Here is a 24,295-nt window from a genome sequence, read left to right on the forward strand (position 1 = left end):
TTATCTACTATGAATTTCTCCAGCTATGACTGTAGAGGTATCGGTTAAAGATAGATAATCATTTTTGAATAACTTTTAATACCCGTCGCGTTTAGTCGTCGCTTCGCTTAATTTTTGTCCGCCATATTCTGAAATTATCCCCACGCAGTTACCCGCCAGAAAACCCAGTAACGTTACCGTCCAGTTCATCCCGCAGGCAAAAAACAGCGTCATGCCGAGAAAGCCACCGGGAATAAATGACAGTAACCAGAAACGCCCTTGCCAGACCACCACCGCCGAGAAGGGTACAGTCGTAATCACGCTCGCCCAGAACGCGGACAGCCCACTCACCGAGGCCAGCCAACCGGCAGCCAGCGCGGCGAAAAACGCCCACACCATCCCGGAATAATTAACCGCCAGACTTCTGATAAACCCCGATTTACCGCCGCCTGCGGCATAAAAACTGCAAAAGGCGACGAACCCTATCGTACCTAATAATTCCCATCCCTGAGAAAGCCCAACATGTGAAGACACTAACTGCCAAAGCCCTGCACAAACACCGACGGTTATACCCGTTGCAGTGAGTCCGTTCATCTTGTTCCCCTCTGGTTAGACATGGACGAAAGCTGCGCTTACATGTGCAGACTATAGAGAAATAAAACCTGATTGAGTGAAAGGGTATCGGGTCAAAGAAACAAATATTGCACTACCGCACACTGCGAAAAGATTGTTGAACATCATTCAACAAAAAGGCGAAATACGGCGAATTAAATTTAAGCGGGTTCTTTTATCAGATTATCGTTGCTATTCTCAATTCATCGAAAACAGCCACAAAAACCAGGGGAATGTGAATGACTATAAAAAATCTACCTGCCGACTATTTATTGGCTGCACAACAGGGCGATATCGATAAAGTAAAAACCTGTCTTGCGCTGGGTGTCGATATTAATACCTGCGATCGCCAGGGGAAAACGGCAATTACGCTGGCAAGTTTATATCAGCAATATGCTTGCGTTCAGGCATTAATTGATGCCGGGGCGGATATTAATAAACAAGACCTGACATGTTTAAATCCTTTTTTAATGAGCTGCCTGAACGGTGATTTAACGCTGCTACGAATTATTTTACCGGCTAAACCAGACCTTAATTGCGTCACCCGTTTCGGTGGTGTCGGCCTGACGCCTGCCTGTGAAAAAGGCCATTTAAGTATTGTGAAAGAACTTTTGGCGCATACGGAGATTAACGTTAACCAGACCAACCATGTTGGCTGGACGCCGCTACTGGAAGCGATTGTGCTTAACGATGGCGGGATTAAACAGCAGGCGATTGTCCAGCTATTGCTGGAACACGGTGCCAGCCCGCACATGACGGATAAATACGGCAAAACGCCGCTGGAACTGGCGCGGGAACGGGGTTTTGAAGAGATTGCGCAGTTGCTGATTGCCGCAGGCGCATAAACCAGGAGGCTGGCTATCGACACACCAGAAAGACGGTGTGTGTGGGCGCTAACTGCGGATGCGGATTTTCTGGCGCAGCGGGGGCAAGGACAGGTTGAACAGGTCTTTGCCAGAGCGGTAAATATCGCACTCCCGGCTCGCCAGCAGTTGCTGACGCTGCTTTGTGAAGAGTACGACAATGCGCCAAACAGTTGTCGGTTGGCACTCACTCACTTTGATGGTCTGTTCCGGCATGGTGATAAGGTTCAGTTTGACGATCAAGGCATTACGGTTGGTCAACATCTTCATATAGAGATGAGTCGATGTCAGCGTTGGCTGTCCCCAACCTTGCAAATGACCGCTCTGAATTTTCACCTTATCGCCTGGCAACAGTGGCACGACATTATTCATCAGCACCTGGGGGAAAATGAAACCCTGTTTAATTATCACGGCGATAATCCGTTTTATCAGGCATTAAATAAAGAATTACATATTAAACGACGGGCAGTTATTCAGGCAGTAAACGATAAACAAAATATCGCCTCAGCGGTCGCCAGTATGATGGGCTTAGGGATTGGCCTTACGCCATCAGCCGACGATTATTTAACAGGGCTGGCGCTTATTTTATTTATATCCGGGCATCCGGCGGAAAAATACAAAGAGGAATTTTATCTCGGTCTGCAACGCGGCAAAAATAATACCACGTTATTAAGTGCCATAACGCTGGAAGCCGCATTACAACAACGCTGCCGGGAAAATATTCATCGTTTTATACACGACATTATTTATGACATCCCTGGGAACGCAACTCAGGCAATAGAAAAAATTAAACATATTGGCTCCAGTTCCGGCTGCGACATGCTGTATGGCATGGCCGATGGTTGTGCGCTGAGCCAAACCTACGGAGGGAATTATGTCAGTTAAAATAGTCATTAAACCGAATACCTATTTTGATTCTGTCTCGCTGATGTCTATCTCCACGCGTGCAAATAAACTCGACGGCGTCGAGCAGGCATTTGTGGCGATGGCGACCGAAATGAACAAAGGCGTACTGAAAAATTTAGGGCTGCTGACGCCGGAGCTGGAACAGGCGAAAAACGGCGACCTGATGATTGTCATCAACGGCAAAGCGGGCGCGGACAACGAGCAGTTGCTGGTGGAGATTGAAGAGCTGTTCAACACCAAAGCGCAAAGTGGCTCGCACGAGGCGCGTTACGCCACGATTGCCAGCGCCAAAAAGCATATCCCGGAAAGTAACCTGGCAGTGATTTCGGTCAACGGCCTGTTTGCTGCGCGCGAAGCGCGTCAGGCGCTGCAAAACGACCTTAACGTGATGCTGTTTTCCGATAATGTCTCGGTTGAAGATGAACTGGCACTCAAGCAGCTGGCCCACGAAAAAGGGCTGCTGATGATGGGGCCAGACTGCGGCACGGCGATTATCAACGGCGCGGCTCTCTGTTTTGGTAACGCCGTGCGTCGCGGCAACATCGGTATTGTTGGCGCATCCGGCACCGGCAGCCAGGAACTGAGCGTCCGTATCCATGAATTTGGCGGCGGCGTTTCGCAACTGATTGGCACTGGCGGGCGCGACCTGAGCGAGAAAATCGGCGGCCTGATGATGCTCGACGCTATCGGGATGCTGGAAAACGATCCGCAAACTGAAATCATTGTGCTTATCTCCAAACCGCCAGCGCCTGCGGTGGCCCGCAAAGTGCTGGAACGTGCGCGCGCCTGCCGCAAGTCGGTAGTGGTCTGCTTCCTCGGTCGTGGCGAAACGCCGGTTGACGAGCAGGGACTCCAGTTTGCCCGCGGCAGCAAAGAAGCGGCGCTGAAAGCAGTGATGCTCTCCGGCGTGAAACAGGAACATCTCGACCTGCATACCCTGAACCAGCCGTTGATTGCGGATGTGCGTGCGCGTCTGCAACCGCAGCAGAAATACATTCGTGGCCTGTTCTGCGGCGGCACGCTGTGTGACGAAACCATGTTCGCGGTGATGGAAAAACACGGCGATGTCTACAGCAACATTCAGCCAGATCCTGAATTCCGCCTGAAAGATATCAACCGCAGCATCAAACACACCTTCCTCGACTTTGGCGATGACGACTTCACCAACGGCAAGCCGCATCCAATGATTGACCCCACCAACCGCATCAGCCGCTTGATCGAAGAAGCGCGCGATCCAGAAGTGGCGGTGATCGTGATGGATTTTGTGCTCGGATTTGGATCGCATGAAGATCCGGTTGGCTCCACCATCGAGGCGATCAAAGAAGCGAAAGCGATCGCCGCTGCCGAAGGCCGTGAGTTGATCATTCTCGCTTATGTGCTGGGCACCGATCTCGATACGCCATCATTAGAACAACAAAGCCAGATGCTGCTTGATGCCGGAGTGATTCTGGCCAGCAGCAGCACCAATACCGGATTGCTGGCGCGTGAATTTATCTGCAAAGGGGAGGAAGCCTGATGAGCCAGTCACTGTTTAGCCAACCGTTGAACGTTATTAACGTCGGTATCGCCATGTTTAGCGATGACCTGAAAAAGCAGCATGTAGAAGTGACCCAACTCGACTGGACGCCGCCGGGGCAGGGCAATATGCAGGTGGTGCAGGCGCTGGACAACATTGCCGATTCACCGCTGGCGGACAAAATCGCCGCCGCTAACCAGCAGGCGCTGGAGCGCATTATCCAGTCGCATCCGGTGCTGATAGGTTTTGATCAGGCGATTAACGTGGTACCGGGCATGACGCCGAAAACCATTCTTCACGCCGGGCCGCCGGTTACCTGGGAAAAAATGTGCGGCGCGATGAAAGGCGCGGTCACCGGAGCGCTGGTGTTCGAAGGGCTGGCGAAAGATCTCGACGAGGCGGCTGAACTGGCGGCTTCCGGGGAGATCACCTTCTCGCCGTGCCACGAGCATGACTGCGTGGGATCGATGGCGGGCGTCACCTCGGCCTCGATGTTTATGCACATCGTAAAAAACAAAACCTACGGCAACATCGCTTACACCAACATGAGCGAGCAGATGGCGAAGATATTGCGCATGGGCGCTAACGACCAGAGCGTGATTGACCGCCTCAACTGGATGCGCGATGTGCAGGGGCCAATGCTGCGCGACGCCATGAAAATTATCGGCGAGATCGATCTGCGCTTAATGTTGGCGCAAGCGCTGCATATGGGCGATGAGTGTCATAACCGCAATAACGCCGGGACGACGCTACTGATTCAGGCGCTGACGCCGGGGATTATTCAGGCAGGTTATTCCGTGGAACAACAGCGTGAAGTGTTTGAGTTTGTTGCCAGCAGCGACTACTTCTCCGGCCCGACGTGGATGGCGATGTGTAAAGCGGCGATGGATGCGGCGCACGGCATCGAATACAGCACCGTGGTGACCACCATGGCGCGTAACGGCGTCGAGTTTGGCCTGCGGGTCAGCGGATTACCGGGGCAATGGTTTACCGGCCCAGCGCAGCAGGTGATCGGCCCGATGTTTGCCGGTTATAAGCCGGAAGATTCGGGGCTGGATATCGGCGACAGCGCCATCACTGAAACCTACGGCATTGGCGGATTTGCTATGGCGACCGCGCCCGCAATCGTCGCGCTGGTGGGCGGTACGGTGGAAGAGGCTATCGATTTCTCCCGTCAGATGCGCGAAATCACCCTTGGCGAAAACCCCAACGTCACCATTCCGCTGCTCGGTTTTATGGGCGTGCCGTCGGCAATCGACATCACCCGCGTGGGTAGCAGTGGCATTCTGCCGGTGATCAACACCGCCATCGCCCATAAAGATGCGGGCGTCGGCATGATTGGCGCGGGCATTGTGCATCCACCATTCGCCTGCTTCGAGAAAGCCATTCTTGGCTGGTGCGAACGTTACGGCGTCTGAACTGTAAAGTGCGCGTTGCTTCTGCCGGATGCGGCGTGAACGCCTTATCCGGCCTACGGATGGCACAAGAATTGTAGGCCTGATAAGACGCGTGAGCGTCGCATCAGGCATTTGTCACCACTGCCGGATGCGGCGTGAACGCCTTATCCGGCCTACGGATGGCACGAGAATTTGTAGGCCTGATAAGCGTAGCGCATCAGGCATTTGTCACCACTGCCGGATGCGGCGTGAACGCCTTATCCAGCCTACGGATGGCACGAGAATTTGTAGGCCTGATAAGCGTAGCGCATCAGGCAGTCTGGCGTTGGTCATAACCTCATCACCCTCTGTAGCGGACATAACAACATGAAAGAACTTGTGGTCGTTGCCATTGGTGGCAACAGCATTATCAAAGATAACGCCAGCCAGTCGATTGAGCATCAGGCGGAGGCGGTGAAAGCCGTCGCCGATACGGTGCTGGAAATGCTGGCTTCCGATTACGACATTGTGCTGACCCACGGTAACGGGCCGCAGGTCGGGCTGGATTTACGCCGTGCGGAGATTGCCCACGAGCGCGAAGGGCTGCCCTTAACGCCGCTGGCGAACTGTGTGGCGGATACGCAAGGCGGCATTGGCTATCTGATCCAACAGGCGCTGAACAACCGACTGGCGCGTCACGGCGAGAAAAAAGCCGTCACCGTGGTGACTCAGGTGGAAGTGGATAAAAACGATCCGGGTTTTGCTCATCCCACCAAGCCCATCGGTGCATTCTTCAGTGAAAGCCAGCGTGACGAACTACAAAAGGCAAACCCTGACTGGCGTTTTGTTGAAGATGCCGGACGCGGCTATCGCCGCGTTGTCGCCTCGCCGGAACCGAAACGTATTGTCGAAGCACCTGCCATTAAGGCGCTGATCCAACAAGGCTTTGTGGTAATTGGCGCGGGCGGCGGCGGAATTCCGGTGGTGCGCAGCGAAGCAGGGGATTACCAAAGCGTGGACGCGGTTATCGACAAAGATCTCTCTACCGCGCTACTGGCTCGCGAAATTCACGCCGACATTCTGGTGATCACCACCGGCGTGGAAAAAGTGTGTATTCACTTTGGCAAGCCGCAGCAGCAGGCGCTGGATCGCGTAGATATTGCCACCATGACCCGCTATATGCAGGAAGGGCATTTCCCGCCCGGCAGCATGTTGCCAAAAATCATCGCCAGCCTGACATTCCTGGAACAGGGCGGCAAAGAAGTGATTATCACCACGCCGGAATGCCTGCCTGCGGCGCTGCGTGGCGAAACGGGCACCCATATTATTAAAACGTAAGGACGTAAGATGAAAGAAAGCAATAGCCGCCGTGAGTTTCTGAGCCAGAGCGGTAAGATGGTCACCGCCGCTGCGCTGTTTGGTACGTCTGTGCCGCTCGCCCATGCGGCGGTTCCTGGCACTACAAACTGCGAAGCGAACAACACCATGAAAATCACTGACCCGCACTACTATCTCGACAACGTGCTGCTGGAAACCGGTTTTGACTACGAAAACGGTGTGGCGGTGCAGACCCGCACGGCACGCCAGACCGTAGAGATTCAGGACGGCAAAATTGTTGCCCTGCGCGAGAACAAGCAGCATCCGGACGCCACGCTGCCGCACTATGACGCTGGCGGTAAGCTGATGCTGCCCACCACCCGCGACATGCATATTCATCTCGACAAAACCTTTTACGGCGGGCCGTGGCGCTCGCTTAATCGCCCGGCAGGCACCACCATCCAGGACATGATCAAACTCGAGCAGAAAATGCTGCCGGAGCTGCAACCGTACACTCAGGAACGGGCGGAAAAACTGATCGATTTATTGCAGTCGAAAGGCACTACCATTGCCCGCAGCCACTGCAATATCGAACCGGTTTCCGGCCTGAAAAATCTGCAAAATTTGCAGGCGGTGCTGGCGCGACGTCAGGCGGGCTTCGAGTGTGAAATTGTCGCCTTCCCGCAGCACGGTTTGCTGCTGTCAAAATCGGAACCCTTAATGCGCGAAGCGATGCAGGCAGGGGCGCATTACGTCGGTGGGCTGGACCCAACCAGTGTTGATGGCGCGATGGAAAAATCTCTCGACACCATGTTCCAGATTGCGCTGGACTACGACAAAGGCGTCGATATTCACCTGCACGAAACCACTCCGGCAGGCGTGGCAGCCATCAATTATATGGTTGAAACGGTGGAGAAAACGCCACAGCTGAAAGGCAAACTGACCATCAGCCATGCCTTTGCGCTGGCAACGCTCAACGAGCAGCAGGTAGATGAACTGGCGAACCGGATGGTGGCGCAGCAAATTTCTATCGCCTCGACGGTGCCGATTGGCACGTTGCATATGCCGCTCAAACAGCTACACGACAAAGGTGTAAAAGTGATGACCGGCACCGACAGTGTTATCGACCACTGGTCGCCTTACGGCCTGGGCGACATGCTGGAAAAAGCCAATCTCTACGCGCAGCTCTATATTCGTCCTAACGAACAGAACCTCTCCCGTTCGCTGTTTTTAGCCACTGGAGACGTATTGCCGCTGAATGAAAAAGGCGAGCGTGTGTGGCCAAAAGCGCAGGATGACGCCAGCTTTGTGCTGGTGGACGCCTCCTGTTCCGCCGAGGCGGTGGCGCGTATTTCGCCGAGAACGGCAACGTTCCATAAAGGACAACTGGTGTGGGGGAGTGTGGCAGGTTGATACGCATTTGATATGTCTGCAACGGTGAATAGTAAGAGATTTAAGCCCCAGGGAGTGGGGCTGCTTGGATATGGGGTTGTTGGCCTTGATTCTCCTGAGCCGGAGACATTGTGTGTGGCACCGCTAACCACACAGTAAACCTTACGAGCTGCCTTAAGCATCCGGCAACGCATAACACTTCACCGGTTTACCGTCTTTCATTTCCACCAACATGCGGCTGGTCTGCAACGGCTTGTCCAGCATATTTTGCTGGAATTGGTCGAACGCCATGCGGGCTTCCTTAATTGCGACTTTTTGCGGCATTAAGCGGTTACTGCTCCATTTTCGCAAAATGACTTTATTGGCGCTGGTGGTATTCGCCTGTTCCGCTACGGCGCCGATGCTATCAATTCGTGACTGTAATTGTTTTTCTACCTTGCTGATAACCGTATCGAACTGCGCATAATGATGTTCTATAGCCTGCTGACGGCGTTCTACCAGCATCGTCTGACCCTCACTATGGCTGACCAGATGTAATGCTTGCCCGCGTACTCTCATCGCTAAATCCCACTCCATCGTCCGTTCTTCAATAATTTTTTGTTGCGCCTGAATTTTACTGGTGATGGTTGCGCTACTGAAAAAACTGCCGTCATTTATAGAGGCTACCTTCTCGCCAGCAAAGGCAATATCCGTCAGCAGATGATCCTGGAGTGTTGAAAAATCCTTTTCGATAGCTTCAAGTATTTGCCGTATTTCTGGCGAAGATTGCCCCTCAATGACGACAGGCGTGATTTGCTGTAAATACTGAATAGCGCCGACAATTTCAGATTTGCGGGCATTGTTCTGGAACGCAGAAATCTCCCGAATACTTTCAATTATCTGCGTCAGTTTATTGCTGATATCTGCCAGATGTTTTTGTGCCAGTATCGCCGAAGCGACATTCAGTAATATGCTGGCGTTGACTAATTGATTCAGTTTGTCAGGGTTCAGCAAAACTGCGTGCGCTTTAATTCCTTTTTCCCCGAGACTGAAGCCACGATATCCCGAGCTATCTTTCACTTTCGCCAGTGCGCCATCAATAATGACTTCCATATAGTGATGACTGGCGATATGGGCGGCGGTGGCGAGCGAAGGAAGCGTCTGTAAGAGTGGGCCTAACCGTGAAATTTCAGTAATGTCATGCCGTACCAGAGTGTCGGGGTGGGTAATTTCATTTAAAGCGATAGACGATACAGTTAAAACGTGCTGCGACTTTTCATTTTCAAACACCCAGCGATTGTCATAGTTTGCGGTTGACATTGCCGTTGATGATACCGATTCGCTCAGACGGTGATGGCGGGAATTTTTTAAGCGAATCCAGGCAATTTGCACTACACAGGGCAAGGTGATTCGGAACGCCGGGTTGGAAATATCATAAGCGGTATATAAACCGGTGAGGGCTAACCCGACAGGACCGGTGAGAACGCCCAACACGCGACCTATCCCCAGACCCGCAATTAGCGGGAGTGCCTTCCCCGTGGCGATCTGCGCCAGACCGCTTGCTACCATTGCCGCACGTTGCAAAAGTGGCAGCTCCATACGTGACAACTTATCCAGGCTAATACTGGTGTTAATTCCCATATCACGGAGAAGCTGACGGCGATCGTCATCTGACATTTTGTTCCAGGATGACGCGAAAACGGCATCGATAATCAGTGATTCTTTTTCTTTTACCGGGGCATTTTTCGCGACTTTAATTTTCAGATGGCTGGCGACATCGTCAACAATTTCGCTATAGCTAACGCCATTGCGTCGGAACAGATTCATTACGGTGTTACCGCCAAAATGTTGCAGTTCGCGAATCAGCAAACGCAATGTTTCCTCATCAACAGCTTCGCTATTTTTACCATCGCGCAAGGCCTTTTTAACGCGGTCAGACTGGGAAAAATTAAATTTTCCGTCTGGGGTAATGTAATCAATCAGCAGATCGATATCGTTTTTGTCGGCGTTCAGTAGCAGAGCAACCAGCGTTTCGTCGCCCTTAATGTCAATCTCACTCATTTAATTGTCTCGTTGAATAGTGACTGGACGTTATTAGAAGCAGCGCGCCCTACGAAAAAGTTTCATACGTAAGTCTGGCGGTGAAAAAAATAAAATCCCCAATCTTTGTGCCATAAAGCATAAATTCTGTGAATTATTTTCACCAAGCAGTTTAAATTTCTTACGTATGCGTGTGATCAATGTTTTTGTGAGATATATAACGTTTTATTGATGTAAAAATCGAGACTTTTCCTATAATGAGCGGGCGATTTTTTTTTCCTTGCTGGTGATGTTCTGCCCTGCAAATTTCTTTTCCTTCACTCAAGGTATTTAGATGTTTTCGCTGACTTCGTTCCTCGACACGTTAACCTCTGTTAATCCAGAAAATGTGCCGATTTATGTCGCTATTGTGGTTGGGGTTTTGTTGTTGGGTTTCATTGTCCGTTACGCTATTCCTTCATTTAGGGTTTCAGCGCGCTTTAAACAAAAAGCGAAAGCAATTCGGCAACTTGGCAATGAAAAACCGGCACAACAACTCGAAAAATTAGACGCGTTATTCTCTGATAAATTTTTTGCGCATCCCTGGCGCGAATTTAAAGAGTCTCTACATCGTCAGTTTGAGTTTGACGAAAACAGCGGGCAAAAAAAAGTTAGCGCCATCCGCTCAACGGCTCCGTCGTCAGCATGGTTTACGGAACCGTTATTAGTCGAAATTCCTCTCTATACGGAAGCGTTTAAACATCTCCCTGGCATCCTGACCGGAATTGGGATCATCGGCACCTTTTCGGGACTGATGATTGGTTTGCACCATTTTGACCCCAGCACGCCAGAGCAGGTCAGCGCCAGCGTCGCTAACCTTTTACGCGACGTTCTGTATGCGTTCTTAGGTTCGGCGTTTGCTATTACGTTCTCCATTCTGGTCACCATGTTTGAAAAGTGGCGACTGGCGCAATGCTATAAAAACCTGGAACTTCTTACCGCCAGCATTGACCAGCTTTTTGAGGGCGGCGTCGGTGAAGATTACCTTTCGCAACTTCTTTCCAGTACTAAAGAAAACACCACCCATGCGCGGCAACTTAAGGATGGTCTGGTCACTGACCTGCGTGAAATGCTGCAAAACCTGGTGGATAGCCATGTGCGGGAAAATCAAAAGCTGGCAGAGACATTATCAACAACATACCGCGAGTCAGGCCAACAGTTTGCTGAACAGGTCAGTGGTGCTATCGAAACCAGTCTGAAAAATCCGCTGGATAAAATTGCTGGTGTGGTGCAAACCGCCTCCGGCGATCAGAGCCATCGTGTGCAGTCGATGCTGGAGAACGTCCTGACCGCCTTTATGAGCAAAATGGATAACACCTTTGGTCAGCAATTCACCACCATGCAGGAGATGATGGGGCGTTCTGTGGAAGCCATTCAGTCTATGCAAAGCGGCTTCTCAACGTTGTTGCAGGATATGCGTCAGGCCGGGGATGACTCACGTCAGGGCAGCGCGCAACTGATCTCTCAACTGTTAAGCGAAATGAAAAGCGGTCAGCAGGAGATGCAGGCTGGGATGAATGAGATGCTGCGCAGCTTGCAGGAATCCGTTGCCCGTATTGGCGCAGAAGGTGAGGGCGCGGGCGAACGGATGGCGCAACAACTGGAAAAAATCTTTGCCGACAGCGAAGCGCGTGAAAAAGCGATGGCGGAACAGATGCGCGCGTTTATTGAGGCTATCCAGTCCAGTGTTCAGCACGGGCAAAATGAAACCATGGAGAAAATGGCGGCTTCCGTGGATACGCTTGGCAGCCATATGGCGACGCTCTTTGCACAACTGGAAAATGGTCAGCAGCAACTTAATCAGCAGCAAAACCAGGCGCAAAATTTGCTGATAGGCAATATGAGCAAAGGTGTCGAAACGCTGACGCAAAACCTGGCGGGTGTATTCAGCCAACTGGAGTCTGGGCAAAAACAGATGAGCCAGACTCAGGAACAGGGGCAACGCGTGCTGCATGAAGAAACTCAGCAGCTTCTGGCACGTAGCGAAGCGCGTGAGCAGGCGGCGGCTGAGCAACAACAACAGTTTATGGCGTCGTTACAGCAAACCATGCATTCCGGTCAGGATGCCCTGCGAGAGAAAATGACCAGCGGTATCGATCACCTGGGTAGCCAACTTGGCAACCTGTTTGGGCAACTGGAAGAAGGTCAGAAGTCGCTCAGTCAGCAACAGCAATCGGCGCAGAGTGCGTTACAACAGGAAGCGCAGCGAATCATTGGTCAGCTTGAAAGTCAGGTTGAGTCGCTGATGCAGATGCTGCGTGAACAGCAATCTGCTTCTGGCGATCTGCTGCAACAGATGGCGCAAAACACCACGCGCCATCTGGAAGAGATACAAACAGGAGCCGATAAAATGCGCGTGGCTGCCGACCGCTTTGAAGCTGCGGGCGATCGTGTTGCTGAGGCTAATCAGTTAACTGCTGAGGTGCTCAATGGCACGCAACAGGCGGGACGCACGCTTTCCAGTGCCAGCGCGGAGTTGGGGGCATTGATTGCCGATTATCGTAATACCCGTGAAGTCGTGGCGAATGCCATAACGGCACTCGAAACGCTGATTAACCGTAGCCATGATGAACAATCATCCCGCAGCCGTTTTGTTGATGATCTGAAAGCGTATTCGGAACGCCTGCAACAATATAACCGTGAGGCTCAGGAGTTCCTGCATAACATTGCCGAGGTGATGGGAACCAGTTTTGAATCCTTTACGACCGGGGTGGAAAACGGCCTGAATCGTTCACTGCAGGAGATGGATACGCAGCTGACTAAAGCCGCGGGAGCCTTAAGTTCTTCGGTTGAGATTATTGGTGAAAGCGTGGATACGCTGGAAACAGTACTCCGTCATCGTCGCGCGTAAGGAACAGGCTGATGTTTAACCGGGTATTTAATGGCAGGCAACGGCGCAGCGATGAAGCGGAAAAACCCTTCTGGATCTCCTATGCAGACCTGATGACCGCCATGATGGTGCTGTTTCTGGTGGTGATGGTGGCGTCACTTAGCTCTGTTACGCAGCGGATCCAGCAGGCGGAAGCGGGGGAGAAATCGCGCGGGCATGATATTGCTCGCCTGTGTGAAAAACTTGAGCTTCAGGCAAAGAATCTCAACAAGACGATTCAGGTTGACTGCCATGACAACCGTATCAGCTTTGGTGAAGCAGGGCGTTTTGAGCACAATCGCTTTGCGCTTAACGCCGAAGGATTACAGGCGCTACAGGATGTGGTGCCGTTAGTGCTGGAAGCGGCAAATAGCGATGAAGGCAAAAAATGGTTTAAGCAAATTGTTATAGAAGGTTTTACGGATACTGACGGTTCTTATCTCTATAACCTGCACCTTTCGTTGCAACGCTCGGAATGGGTGATGTGCAGTCTGCTGGATAGTAGAAGCGCGCTACAGCAAAAAATAACCTCGGAACAACAGGTTCAGATCCGCAAATTATTTCTGGCGGGTGGGGTTTCGTTTAACAATGCGAAAGAGAGCAAAGAAGCCAGCCGTCGCGTAGAACTGCGGATGCAATTCTTTGGTCTGAAAGACAAAAAGCACGACGAAAGCATGGATGTTGTTCCTGGCATTAGTCAGGAAACCTGTCAGTTGGGAGCCATGCAATGACTTGCGCTATTGAAAAACTGAAAACCCGTTTGCTGCCCTATCGGGAGCAGAACTTGCAGCCGACGGTAAGTCATGCTTTTCACTATCTTCAGCGCGTTATCGCGCAACTAGAGAGGAAGGTAGATGCTCGCGCGGTGCAGATGGTTCCCCCTCTGGAGAAACGCCGACAGGCCATTGCCCGGCTGCGTGCGGGGGATACGCCAAAGCCCTTCGAGTGGAAGATGATTTTTTTTGGTCTTAATGACGTGGCTGAAGGCGATCTGTTTGAAATTGCATTGATTGATGATGCAAAAAACTTCGCGAGGATTATCGCTGAAATTGAACAAAAAATTGCGCAGCAGCGGTTAACACGCCGCGAATGGCTGGCGTTATGTACCAGCTACTTTGGTCATTCCAGCGATACACCGGAAAAGAATCCGCAGTGGCTTCAGCTACGCACGCAGATTGCTCGCGGGTTTCAACAGCTAAAAGAGAGTGCGCCGCGTCAGATGTCCTGGATGTCGGTCATTGACACCTATAGCGATATTTTTACCGATAATGCAGGTTTTCTTCTCGGACAACAGCTTGGGCGTGGAGATATCACGGATATTTCGGTGCTGGAGAAAGTCGCACAAATTCCGCAAACCAGCTGGTTATGGCGCAAAATTGTTAACCACCTGGTCAATGAGATTTTTTGCCTGACTGACGATGATTTTCAGCAGAAAATTCATTCTATTATCGCCTTGAGCCGCCAGCTTACGTGGTTTAAAGATAATATTCTGGCAGCCACTCTGACCCGTTATTATCAGTCGGCTTTTAAACATCAAACACATTTCGAACTCAAGCAATTGGCCCTGGAATATTGGGGAAATCCGCAGTTAACCAGTCGTAATAAAAGCTGGCAGGTTCACGTTGAAAATCCCGTATTACTGATGGTGCAAGGCTGGTTCGCCAAAGACGATCTGAAACTGTTCTTTGAATTGCTGAAAGGTAATCGGGATGTTGACCATGCGCGCCTGTTCTACTGGCTACGTTTTGCCAACCAAATGAGCTATACGCGCATTGTGCTGGGCGAAGATGCGCTGCGATCCAAAGATGTCGATTATGTTGAATTCAGGGCGAAAAACGCAGGGCGATTAAGCCGCCTGCAAGGTTCTGGTTCACGCGATAACAACGCCATGATTATGCGCATTGGTGATTATCTGTTTGTCGAATTTTCGAAAGTGGGGGCAATGTATGCCTACCATATGGGGAATGCGCCCTTTAATCCGGAAACCGGCATTCTTGATATTGATTATGATCTGAAAGATAAGCGGAATAACCGCCGTAAAGTCCGGTTGCGTTTACCGCATTTATCGCCGGTATTTCTCTACTCACTCAACCGAATTGAGGGGTGGATGAGCCGATATGACGAAGAACTTCGTAAGCTGGGTATTGATTACGTTGCGGAAGATATAAATCAGTCTTCTGTCACTTTGGATATCTCCCGTTTCAATGCCTCAAAGACCATGAGTCGGTCAGTGCCTGCATCGTTACCTGAACGTGAAGTCAGTGATGTAAAGTCAGACCGGGAAGAGCAAATCAAAATCATCGCCTCCTCGTTAAAAGCCAAAAAAGGTCTCCCCGACCGGGAACAACAAATCCGGGAGATTATTCGTTCGGTCGATTGCAAAGTGATGGATAAACGAGGGCTTGGGGGCGCAATCCATATTCATTTCAATGAACCAGACCATGAAGCGGCGCAAAAATTACTCAGCCTTGGGTTTAAACCTGTGCTGGGTAAATTTACTTACTGGAGCAAATAGTGTTTAAAAAATTGTTGGGTAAATTTATTAAAGAGAATACTTCACTACCTGCTTCATTTGTGCCGCTGTATGTAATGAAAGAAGAGGGGTTTGCTTTCCCCTTTAGTCTTGCCGATAGCGAAGATAACTGGCCTGTCGCCTCATGCCTGGAACAGCTTCATGAGGAAGATTATGTTTCACACTGGTCTGATTGCTGGTTTCTTAGCTGGGATGATTTTTATCACATCCGGAAAAATGACGACTATGCCAGCAGTCTGGCGATTTTTGCTTTCCCCCCACAGCGCAATCTGACGGCTCATCTTGCTGCAACAGGAAGCATTAGCGATGACACTTTTCGCGTTTTCATTGATAAATGGACCCTACCTGATGACTATCGCCCCGTTGAGATAACCAGCACAGGAGCCAGCTTTTCCTCTGCGGAAGGCACCTTTGTGTTAAGTGAAGAGAACTGGCAGCTTCTGGACGCACTACACCAACTCAGATTGCAGCAGCGACAGACGCCGGGCGAAACGGTCAACCAAACCCGTTGGGCCAAAATACGGCGGCAGGCCAAAAAAGCAGGGGCAAAACTGGATGACTATCTCGCGAAAACGATCGTCATCAGGCCGGAATCGTTGCAGTTAAAACTGCGAAAATCGCTGGTGGTGGATACTCCGGTACTGGAAATTGAACCTGTTTTTGATGAGCAGCCTGCCAACTGGTTACAGAGTTTTGACCGTACGCAACAGGTACAGGATCGTTACCGTGTTTTAGGGGACGACGGTGTCTTAAACCATGTCATTCTTTCCCCTGAAGTCAAAGACGTCTTGACCTCCGTGCACGCTATTACGGGACGTCGCGTGGCGGGGGATGATGCGCTCTCATTTGTTCGCAACCCCTACACCTGGATTGGTGAAGAGGCGAGCCAGGTGCTCGATCCTGACGTTTATGAGCAGAATTTGCAGGACGCCGGGATCTACTTTTATGATTTCCGTCTGGAGCCGCAGATTGATGAAAACAGGCAAATTGCGGCGGTAACGCTTCTTCTCAGCCCCAGAACTGAGCAATCTGTGGCGGATGAAACCTATATCTTTAAACGTCCAGGTGAACTGGCGGCGTTGCTCTCTGAATTGGAGCAAAAGTTAGCGGCACAACTGCCCGCCGGAGTCTGGCAGGGTTACGATCTGGAGCTTTCCAGATTCAGCCAGGAAGAACTGCAAGGTTATCAGGCGTTGCTTGAAAACTGGCAGCACCAGGCGGCGGGAATGAATTTTACCCACGTCCTCGATCTGAACAAATACAGCGACCGGGTTATCGGGATCGGTGAATTTGAAAAAATAAGTTCGCCTTATCTGGTCAAAAGTGAAAGTGAAAAATGGCTTCCGGAGAACCTTGCGCAAGAGATGTGCGAGGCCATGTTCTCTGGCTGGGATCTCGATAATCATCAACATTTTCAGGAACTGGAAGAGCGGCTGGAAGAGGCAAAAGCCACGGATGCGCCGGAAGTCGCCATGCCCTGGAACGACAACCTTTTGCCCCGTGAAGAAGCAGAAATTTTCCACGATAAATGGAAAAAGAAAATCGACGGTGAAATAAATGATGGCGTAAGTAGTGAACCGGTCAGTCGTGCCGTTCTGCTGATAGAACAAAATATCGAGCAGGCGCTGTATGTTAAACAACGGCGGGATTCCTTGCTCGGCGCACATCAGGCAGAAGTCGAACTGCCGATGATCCTCAAAACGTCCATTCAGCTACGTGAACACCAGCGTAAAGGGGTAGCGTGGCTCCAGCAGTTGTATCTAAAGTCGCCAATAGAGACGGCGGGATGTTTACTCGCAGACGATATGGGGCTGGGTAAAACCTTACAGATTCTAACTTTTCTCATCTGGCATCGTGAACGTTTCCCGGATGCGCCTCCTTCGCTGATTGTTGCTCCGGTGTCGCTACTCGATAACTGGGAGCGCGAGGTTGGGAATTTCTTCCTGCGCGAGCAGGTGTCGATTTTAAAACTCTACGGTAATGAACTTAAGGCTAAGAAATGCGCGAAAGAGAGCATCCCCCAGGCGCTTAAAAGTAAGGGGATTAAGAACTTACTACAAAGTGACTGGGTGGGGGACGCGCATATTGTTCTTACCACCTATGAGACGTTACGCGATCAGGAATTTTCCCTGGCTCGCCAGCCCTGGTCCATAATGGTGTGCGACGAAGCGCAGAAAATTAAAAATCCGGCGGCATTAATTACCCAATCGGCAAAAGCCATTCAGGCACAATTTAAAGTCGCATGTACCGGAACTCCGGTCGAAAATACCCTTGTTGATCTGTGGTGTTTATTTGACTTCGTTCAACCGGGGTTGTTGGGGGCTTTAAACAATTTTGGTAAAGATTATTTACGCCCAATTGAGCAACAGAATGATAATGCTGTCCTCGAATCGCTACGTAAATTAATTGAACCGCAGACGCTGCGCCGCACCAAAGAAGAAGTGGCGAAAGACCTGCCGGAAAAGATTGAAGATCAACGCTGTAAACAGTTGAATATGCTGCCATTGCAACGGGAGCTCTATACCCACTCGGTTGCAAGCTGGCGAAACCAACAGGAGATCAGCGAAGGGCTGGATCAACGAGGCTCAGGTATGCTGGGGTTACTGCATCGCCTGAAACTTATTTGCGCATGGCCTTATTCCGTAAGTGCAGATTTGCGCTTACGGAACGATGCTCCGAAAGTAAAATGGCTGCTGGAGACATTAAACGCCATTCGCCAGTCATCTGATGACAAAGTGATTATTTTTACGGAACTGCGCGATATTCAACGAGAACTGCAACATCTGATTGTGCAGCATTTTGGCTTTAAGCCTTTTATTATTAATGGTGATACCAGCACCAAATCTGGCAGCGATCAAAATCGTCAGAGTCTGATCGATGCATTTCAATCAACGCCCGGTTTTAACATCATTATTTTATCCACCATCGCGGTTGGGTTTGGCGTCAATGTCCAGAAAGCAAATCATGTCATCCACTTTACCCGTTGCTGGAATCCGGCGAAGGAAGATCAGGCGACCGATCGGGCATACCGTATCGGGCAGCAGAAAGATGTTTACGTCTATTATCCGACGGTGCGTGATACTCAGTTAATGACTTTTGAAGAAACGCTGGATGAATTACTGAACCGACGCCGGGCATTGGCGAGAGATATGCTCAAAGGGGCAACCGATCTGACCGCCGCAGATTTTGAAGCAGTGCTGGCGGGTACTCCCCTGGCGTAGGGAATGCCATGGGCGAGTAAATCGACAGGGATTTGCTATTGCTTTATTAATGAACAACAAAGATATTTTGTGAATGTACGAGTTGACATTCATATGAAAAAAATCATAATTCCGTCATGTTCGCGTAGGGCAGTTTCTGTATCTTATGCATCGCACTAGGGCCTGACAGGAAATATGCTGTAAGGTTCGTATCAAAAAACCGCCATTAGCTCATCAGGAAGAGCAGACGACAACCAGGATTGTTGTATGGTACGGGGTTCGAGGCCTCGATGGCGGTCCAATTTCTCAATTGGGTTGGTTACAATTATCAGCTCACCGATGTGTCACTCCTTCATAAATCAGCCGTAGCGCAAAGACACCAATAATCGCACCAATAACCCGACTGGCAACGCGCTGCATACGCCCGTATGCACGACGCACGGCGGGTAAAGAAAACGCCTGACTAAGAAATACACGCCAGATAATAGATGCGAGCACAATCCCCGCCCAGGCCATAAACCGCGCCCAGGTCGGCGTTTCTGCGCTTAACGTCACTGAGAAGATACTGATAAAAAATAAAACTGTTTGTGGATTAGAGAGATCGGTAATGAGTCCACGGCGGAAAAATACATACCAGGGAGCATTAAGCGGCTGCTGTAATGCGCTCATCTGTGGTGTTGATTGTCGGCGCATACTGTTCCAGGCAAACCATAAAAGATAAGCGCCGCCGACGATTTTAATGAGTGAGAAAATCTCTTCACACTGGGTAATGAGCGTCGCCATCCCAAACAATCCCAACCCGGAATAGATGGCATCGCCAAGCGCCACGCCAAGCCCGGTGAGTACACCTGCACGACGGCCTGAGGCCAGGCTGGTTTGTACCACGACAAAGAGATTTGCCCCCGGATTAAAAAAGGTGATGACGAACAATCCGACGGTCAGGTAAACGGCGTGCAAAGGGTCCATAGTGATTTCACCCATAAATAAGCTGAATTAACTTCATCATATTTATAGTAAAAATGACTGAATGCGAGCGCGATCACAAAGGTTGTCGATCTAAGAGAGTGCCACCCGTACTGTGACAGGTGGCAAAGGGGTATCAGAAGAGATATTTCATGCCCAGCATTCCCTGGGTATCGCTGTAACCATTGTCACCCAACTGCTGGGCGACGTTGCCCCACAGTTGCAGACGCGGGGTAAGCTGACCTTCTACCCCCATTTTTAACTCGCCAATATTACGCGTGCCAGTAATTGCATCGCTGATGCCATCCATTTTCACGCTGTAATTGCGTGAGTTATAAATCCAGTTGGCTTCCACGAAAGGCTGGAAAGAACGCTCTTTATGATCATCAATAGCATGATGACCTTGCAGATACGCTTTCACCCCCAGACGTGTTTGCAGGTTGCCTTCGGTGCTGTCCTCAACCAGCGTGCCATTGTCTTCCGTATGATTGTCTGCCTTCACATCCATCCACGTCAGTTGCATTTTGGGCTGCAACCAGTAGCTGGTGCGGGCATCAGCGCTTTCACCGAGACGGAAGGTGTAACCCGCTTCAACGGCAGCAGTGATACCGTCAGAGTGATATTTCTCACTGGGCAGATACTCGCCGGAGACGCTGTTATCAAACCAGTTATAGAGCAACCAGCTGTCAACATAAATCCCTGTTTTGTCTGCTTCGTTAGCGTACCAGGTGCCATACACGCCCACACTGTAGCCGTGGATTTGCCCACGTGAGCTGTACCCGGTCAGGCTGGAATGCGTGTGACTCTTGCTGTTGGCATAGCCAGCCATCAGGCCGAGATGCCAGCGATCGAGTGCGTTACTGCTCCATTGCGCAAGATCGCCGCCCAGTTGCAGAACATAACGGTTGCTCTGGGTATTCAGTTCATCCGAACGATCTTTAAAGCGGTTATGCCCGCCAATGTTACGCATCCACAAACTGGTTACTTTCTGCTCGCCAGTGAGCAGGTCGGTGTATTGTGTTTCCCCCAGACGGTCATGCAGCCGGGTATTAAACAGCGTATTTGCCGCCTGAATATTGGCCAGATAGCTACCAATTTCCGGGCGATACTGATGTTTTCGTTCTGGTTGTGGAACAGATGGCGTAACAGGTGGCTCCGGTGTCACAGGCGGTTCTGGTGTTACAGGGGGCTCAGGTGTTACAGGTGGCTCTGGATCGGGTTCCGGGATGACGGGCAGTACCGGAGGGATATACGGCCCTGCGGGAATTTCACTGGTTAAAAACCAGTTCTGGTTGTCGCTTTTTGTCACGTTGTAATCATAAGGACCGGCAACAATACGTCCCTCTTTACTGAAAACGCCCTCTGACAGGCCGTCAACCTCGACAATTTTTATCCCTTCCAGGGTTTCCGCGCCCAGGCCGCCCGCATTGTTGACCATAATGCGGGTGCTACCGGAAGTATCACCTTTTATGATGAGTTTATCCGTTACGGAATTATCATCGCCTAATACAGTATGCATGACTAACAGGCCATCATCGGCGGTGTAGTTGCCGTTAATGGTCAGTGTGGTCGGCGTGAACTCGTGACCCTGTTCATACGAAGACAACGTTGTTGTTCCAGCCAGCGCCAGAGTATTTAATGTTTGCGAATAAGTGTTTAAATCGAGATGGCCTTCACTGTCGACAATATAATCGGAGTTGGAGCTGAAGGTATTTTCTTTACCTGCGCGTAGACTGCCTTTGGTTATATTGGTATCACCAGCATAGCTATTGGAACCAGATAATGTTGTCGTTCCTGAGCCAACTTGATTAATCTGGCCGTTCCCCTGAATATCGGAGGCCAGCAGAAAATCGGTACTGGAGTGATTAAAGTTTACTATCGACGTGGAGGAAGGATCTACGGCTCCCAAATGAATAAATGGCGTATTAATCGAACCAGCAGGCTGTTCAGCCTCACCTTGCGCACCACCAATATTTATAATGCCTGTTGCGCCAGGGGCAACGGTCACCAGGATAGACGAATTTGAATTAATGGTTGCATTGTTGCTAACAGTGAGGATGCCGGTAGTCGTAACCGGAACATCAGGGCTAAATCCGCCAAGAGAAATAGATTGGGCATTCAAGATTGAATTTTTACCGTCAACCAGAACATCTCCATAACTAGTGAAATTTTCTGATATCCCATTGGCTGGATAAGCATATCCTATATTGAGTTGAGCTAAGGATGTGAGTGTTCCGCCATTCGTAATATGTAGGCTACCTGTCCCCAGATTGCCAACAGTAGTATTTTTAGATGTAACTGACGAGTTTTCGCCATCAATAAACATCATCCCTTTGGCATCACCAATCCTTAGTTCCTGCAGGCCACTTATCTTACTGCCTTCTAACACATATACGGTACCGGAACCATCCCTTACACCCAGCTCCATCATGACATTAAGCTGCCAGTTGGTATGGTTTAATAAAGTGATGGAACCTTCAGCATTATTACCTATGGTAGAGTATCTGGTAATAATTGGCATATTATCAAGGAGAGTGTAGCCATTAGAGTTTTCGCCAACAATCAAAAAACCAAATTGCCCCCATTTGGGATTGTAACCCTCTGAGGCAATGAGTTTTAATTCTTCATTATTATTGACGACAACTCTGGTATTATGATTTTCGGGAAGGTTAACGGCCAGAGATACTGGTGTGTATAATATTGTTGAAATGGCTATAGCCAGGGCTGATAAAGCATGTTTTGTTAACTTCATATCACTCACTTTCATCCTTAAATATAAATAGCGAGATGTGTTTTATTGCACTATTTTCTTCCTGAAGCCTTGTAAGGTATATGTATACAAGTTATATGATAATATCTGTAATGTCGCCAGTTAGAATCTTTTTCAAGTGCTTGGTGTTCATTGTTTTTTTATGCGTTTGTGGTTTGTAAGTGATGTCAATGCATTTTCTTATTGTCCTTAAATAAAATAATAATGAATTATCTGAAGGTTTCCGTAAATGAAATAAAGAAAATCTATAGAAATCATATTTATATGTTTTAGCTTTTCTTTTGTTCGGAAAAATAGCAGGGTTTGTGTGAGTTTTGCATTGAGTTGTGGGTGGATTGGATATTTCAGATTTTTGTGAAAAATATTTAATAAGCGCTATCGATAATTGTGGCAAGAGTTATTAAACCGCAGGGCGAGTTTAGCGCGCATTAAGAAAAATACAAATATATTCTCTTTTCCTGTGGTTTTTTCCTGAACGCTGAACCACTTATTAATCAACCCAGAATGATGGCTATTAGCTTCAGGGTATTAGCCTAATCACACATCATGGCCGGGTACGACGGTAGCGTAAGAGAGGTCGGATATATGAATGCAACTAACTTCCGTTACACAGATGAAAAATAACTTGCACAACGCAGGTGTTCATACACGGTGTGTAAAGGAACTATAGTGATTTCACCCATAAATAAGCTGAATTAACTTCATCATATTTATAGTAAAAATGACTGAATGCGAGCGAATCATAAAGACCAGGGTTCGAAAAAGAGTGCCACCTGTACGTGACAGGTGGCAAAGTGGCATTAAAAGAGATATTTCATGCCCAGCATTCCCTGGGTATCACTGTAACCATTGTCGCCCAACTGCTGGGCGACATTGCCCCACAGTTGCAGACGCGGGGTAAGCTGACCTTCTACCCCCATTTTTAACTCGCCAATATTACGCGTGCCAGTAATTGCATCGCTGATGCCATCCATCTTCACGCTGTAATTGCGTGAGTTATAAATCCAGTTGGCTTCCACGAAAGGCTGGAAGGAACGGTCTTTATTATCATCGATGTGGTTATGGCCTTGCAGATACGCTTTCACCCCCAGACGCGTTTGCAGGTTGCCTTCGGTGCTGTCCTCAACCAGCGTGCCATTGTCTTCCGTATGGTTGTCTGCCTTCACATCCATCCACGTCAGTTGCATTTTTGGCTGCAACCAGTAGCTGGTACGCGCATCTGCGCTTTCACCAAGACGGAAGGTATAACCTGCTTCAATGGCGGCGGTGATGCCGTCAGAGTGATACTTTTCACTGGGCAGATACTCGCCGGAGACGGTGTTATCAAACCAGTTATAGAGCAACCAGCTGTCAACATAAGTTCCGGTTTTGTCTGCTTCGTTAGCGTACCAGGTGCCATACATACCCACGCTGTAGCCGTGGATTTGCCCACGCGAGTTGTACCCGGTCAGGCTGGAATGCGTGTGACTCTTGCTGTTGGCATAGCCAGCCATCAGGCCGAGATGCCAGCGATCGAGTGCGTTACTGCTCCATTGTGCAAGATCGCCGCCAAGTTGCAGAACATAACGGTTGCTCTGGGTATTCAGTTCATCCGAACGGTCTTTAAAGCGGTTATGCCCGCCAATGTTACGCATCCACAAACTGGTCGCTTTCTGCTCGCCGGTGAGCAGGTCGGTGTATTGTGTTTCCCCCAGACGGTCATGTAGTCGGGTATTAAACAGCGTATTTGCCGCCTGAATATTGGCCAGATAGCTACCAATTTCCGGGCGATACAGATGTTTTCGTTCTGGTTGTGGAACAGATGGCGTAACAGGCGGCTCCGGTGTCACAGGCGGTTCTGGTGTTACAGGGGGCTCAGGTGTTACAGGTGGCTCAGGATCGGGTTCCGGGATGACGGGCAATTCCGGTGGGGTATACGGCCCTGCGGGAATTTCACTGGTT

At 49.9% G+C, this 24,295-nt stretch carries 15 protein-coding genes and 1 pseudogene; 11 read left to right on the top strand and 5 right to left on the bottom strand.

Annotation, left to right across the window (positions count from 1 at the left end; genetic code table 11):
• Window positions 1–75: 75 nt before the first annotated feature.
• Entirely contained in the window at window positions 76–573 is a 498-nt protein-coding gene (locus FEK46_RS18550; RefSeq protein WP_135560044.1) for a DUF1097 domain-containing protein, read from the bottom strand.
• A 257-nt stretch (window positions 574–830) separates the two neighbouring features.
• Here FEK46_RS18550 and FEK46_RS18555 point away from each other — a divergent pair, with 257 nt between their 5' ends.
• The 7 genes and pseudogenes from FEK46_RS18555 (at window position 831) to FEK46_RS18580 (ending at window position 7,982) form a co-directional block, all read left to right on the top strand.
• Window positions 831–1,436 carry an ankyrin repeat domain-containing protein gene (locus FEK46_RS18555; RefSeq protein WP_130209782.1) on the top strand — a complete coding sequence of 202 codons (606 nt, stop codon included), beginning with the start codon at window positions 831–833 and terminating at the stop codon, window positions 1,434–1,436.
• Between the two features lie 39 nt (window positions 1,437–1,475).
• A complete protein-coding gene (locus FEK46_RS18560) occupies window positions 1,476–2,339 on the top strand; it encodes a DUF2877 domain-containing protein (RefSeq protein ID WP_130261247.1) in 864 nt (287 codons plus the stop codon).
• Entirely contained in the window at window positions 2,329–3,876 is a 1,548-nt protein-coding gene (gene fdrA / locus FEK46_RS18565; protein WP_131161599.1) for an acyl-CoA synthetase FdrA, read from the top strand. Before FEK46_RS18560 ends, fdrA begins: the two co-directional genes overlap by 11 nt.
• A complete protein-coding gene (locus FEK46_RS18570) occupies window positions 3,876–5,294 on the top strand; it encodes a DUF1116 domain-containing protein (protein WP_000083461.1) in 1,419 nt (472 codons plus the stop codon). Before fdrA ends, FEK46_RS18570 begins: the two co-directional genes overlap by 1 nt.
• A 35-nt stretch (window positions 5,295–5,329) precedes the next feature.
• A pseudogene (locus FEK46_RS23955) lies at window positions 5,330–5,590 on the top strand (hypothetical protein); the annotation flags it as partial.
• Between the two features lie 49 nt (window positions 5,591–5,639).
• Complete coding sequence (locus FEK46_RS18575) at window positions 5,640–6,590, top strand: carbamate kinase family protein (protein WP_000661631.1); 951 nt, start codon at window positions 5,640–5,642, stop codon at window positions 6,588–6,590.
• Window positions 6,591–6,599: 9 nt separating this feature from the next.
• Window positions 6,600–7,982 (top strand): amidohydrolase family protein, encoded by a 1,383-nt coding sequence (locus FEK46_RS18580; RefSeq protein ID WP_135560042.1) that lies wholly within the window; start codon window positions 6,600–6,602, stop codon window positions 7,980–7,982.
• A gap of 153 nt (window positions 7,983–8,135) precedes the next feature.
• Here FEK46_RS18580 and FEK46_RS18585 read toward each other — a convergent pair whose 3' ends face one another.
• Window positions 8,136–10,001, bottom strand: coding sequence for a YaaW family protein (locus FEK46_RS18585; protein ID WP_130209794.1), 1,866 nt, complete (start codon window positions 9,999–10,001; stop codon window positions 8,136–8,138).
• Between the two features lie 313 nt (window positions 10,002–10,314).
• On the opposite strand from FEK46_RS18585, the gene zorA1 reads away from it, so the two are divergent.
• From zorA1 to zorD, 4 genes are read left to right on the top strand one after another with little or no spacing between them, the layout of a single operon-like run.
• Window positions 10,315–12,870 (top strand): type I Zorya anti-phage system protein ZorA1, encoded by a 2,556-nt coding sequence (zorA1, locus tag FEK46_RS18590; protein ID WP_135560041.1) that lies wholly within the window; start codon window positions 10,315–10,317, stop codon window positions 12,868–12,870.
• An 11-nt stretch (window positions 12,871–12,881) separates the two neighbouring features.
• Window positions 12,882–13,619 (top strand): type I Zorya anti-phage system protein ZorB1, encoded by a 738-nt coding sequence (gene zorB1 / locus FEK46_RS18595; protein WP_130209798.1) that lies wholly within the window; start codon window positions 12,882–12,884, stop codon window positions 13,617–13,619.
• Complete coding sequence (zorC, locus tag FEK46_RS18600; protein WP_135560040.1) at window positions 13,616–15,403, top strand: type I Zorya anti-phage system protein ZorC; 1,788 nt, start codon at window positions 13,616–13,618, stop codon at window positions 15,401–15,403. The genes zorB1 and zorC overlap by 4 nt, the downstream gene beginning before the upstream one ends.
• Entirely contained in the window at window positions 15,403–18,642 is a 3,240-nt protein-coding gene (gene zorD, locus FEK46_RS18605; RefSeq protein ID WP_130209802.1) for a type I Zorya anti-phage system protein ZorD, read from the top strand. Before zorC ends, zorD begins: the two co-directional genes overlap by 1 nt.
• 312 nt (window positions 18,643–18,954) lie before the next feature.
• On the opposite strand, the gene FEK46_RS18610 is transcribed toward zorD, so the two are convergent.
• The 3 genes from FEK46_RS18610 to FEK46_RS18620 form a co-directional block, all read right to left on the bottom strand.
• Window positions 18,955–19,587 carry a LysE family transporter gene (locus FEK46_RS18610; protein ID WP_130218317.1) on the bottom strand — a complete coding sequence of 211 codons (633 nt, stop codon included), beginning with the start codon at window positions 19,585–19,587 and terminating at the stop codon, window positions 18,955–18,957.
• 133 nt (window positions 19,588–19,720) lie between these two features.
• Window positions 19,721–22,336 (bottom strand): autotransporter outer membrane beta-barrel domain-containing protein, encoded by a 2,616-nt coding sequence (locus FEK46_RS18615; RefSeq protein WP_167852928.1) that lies wholly within the window; start codon window positions 22,334–22,336, stop codon window positions 19,721–19,723.
• An 818-nt stretch (window positions 22,337–23,154) separates the two neighbouring features.
• Window positions 23,155–24,295: autotransporter outer membrane beta-barrel domain-containing protein (locus tag FEK46_RS18620; protein ID WP_138194793.1), on the bottom strand; the 1,141-nt coding region annotated here is incomplete at its 5' end.

It is taken from the genome of Escherichia sp. E4736 (assembly GCF_005781225.1).
Taxonomy (GTDB): Bacteria; Pseudomonadota; Gammaproteobacteria; order Enterobacterales; family Enterobacteriaceae; genus Escherichia.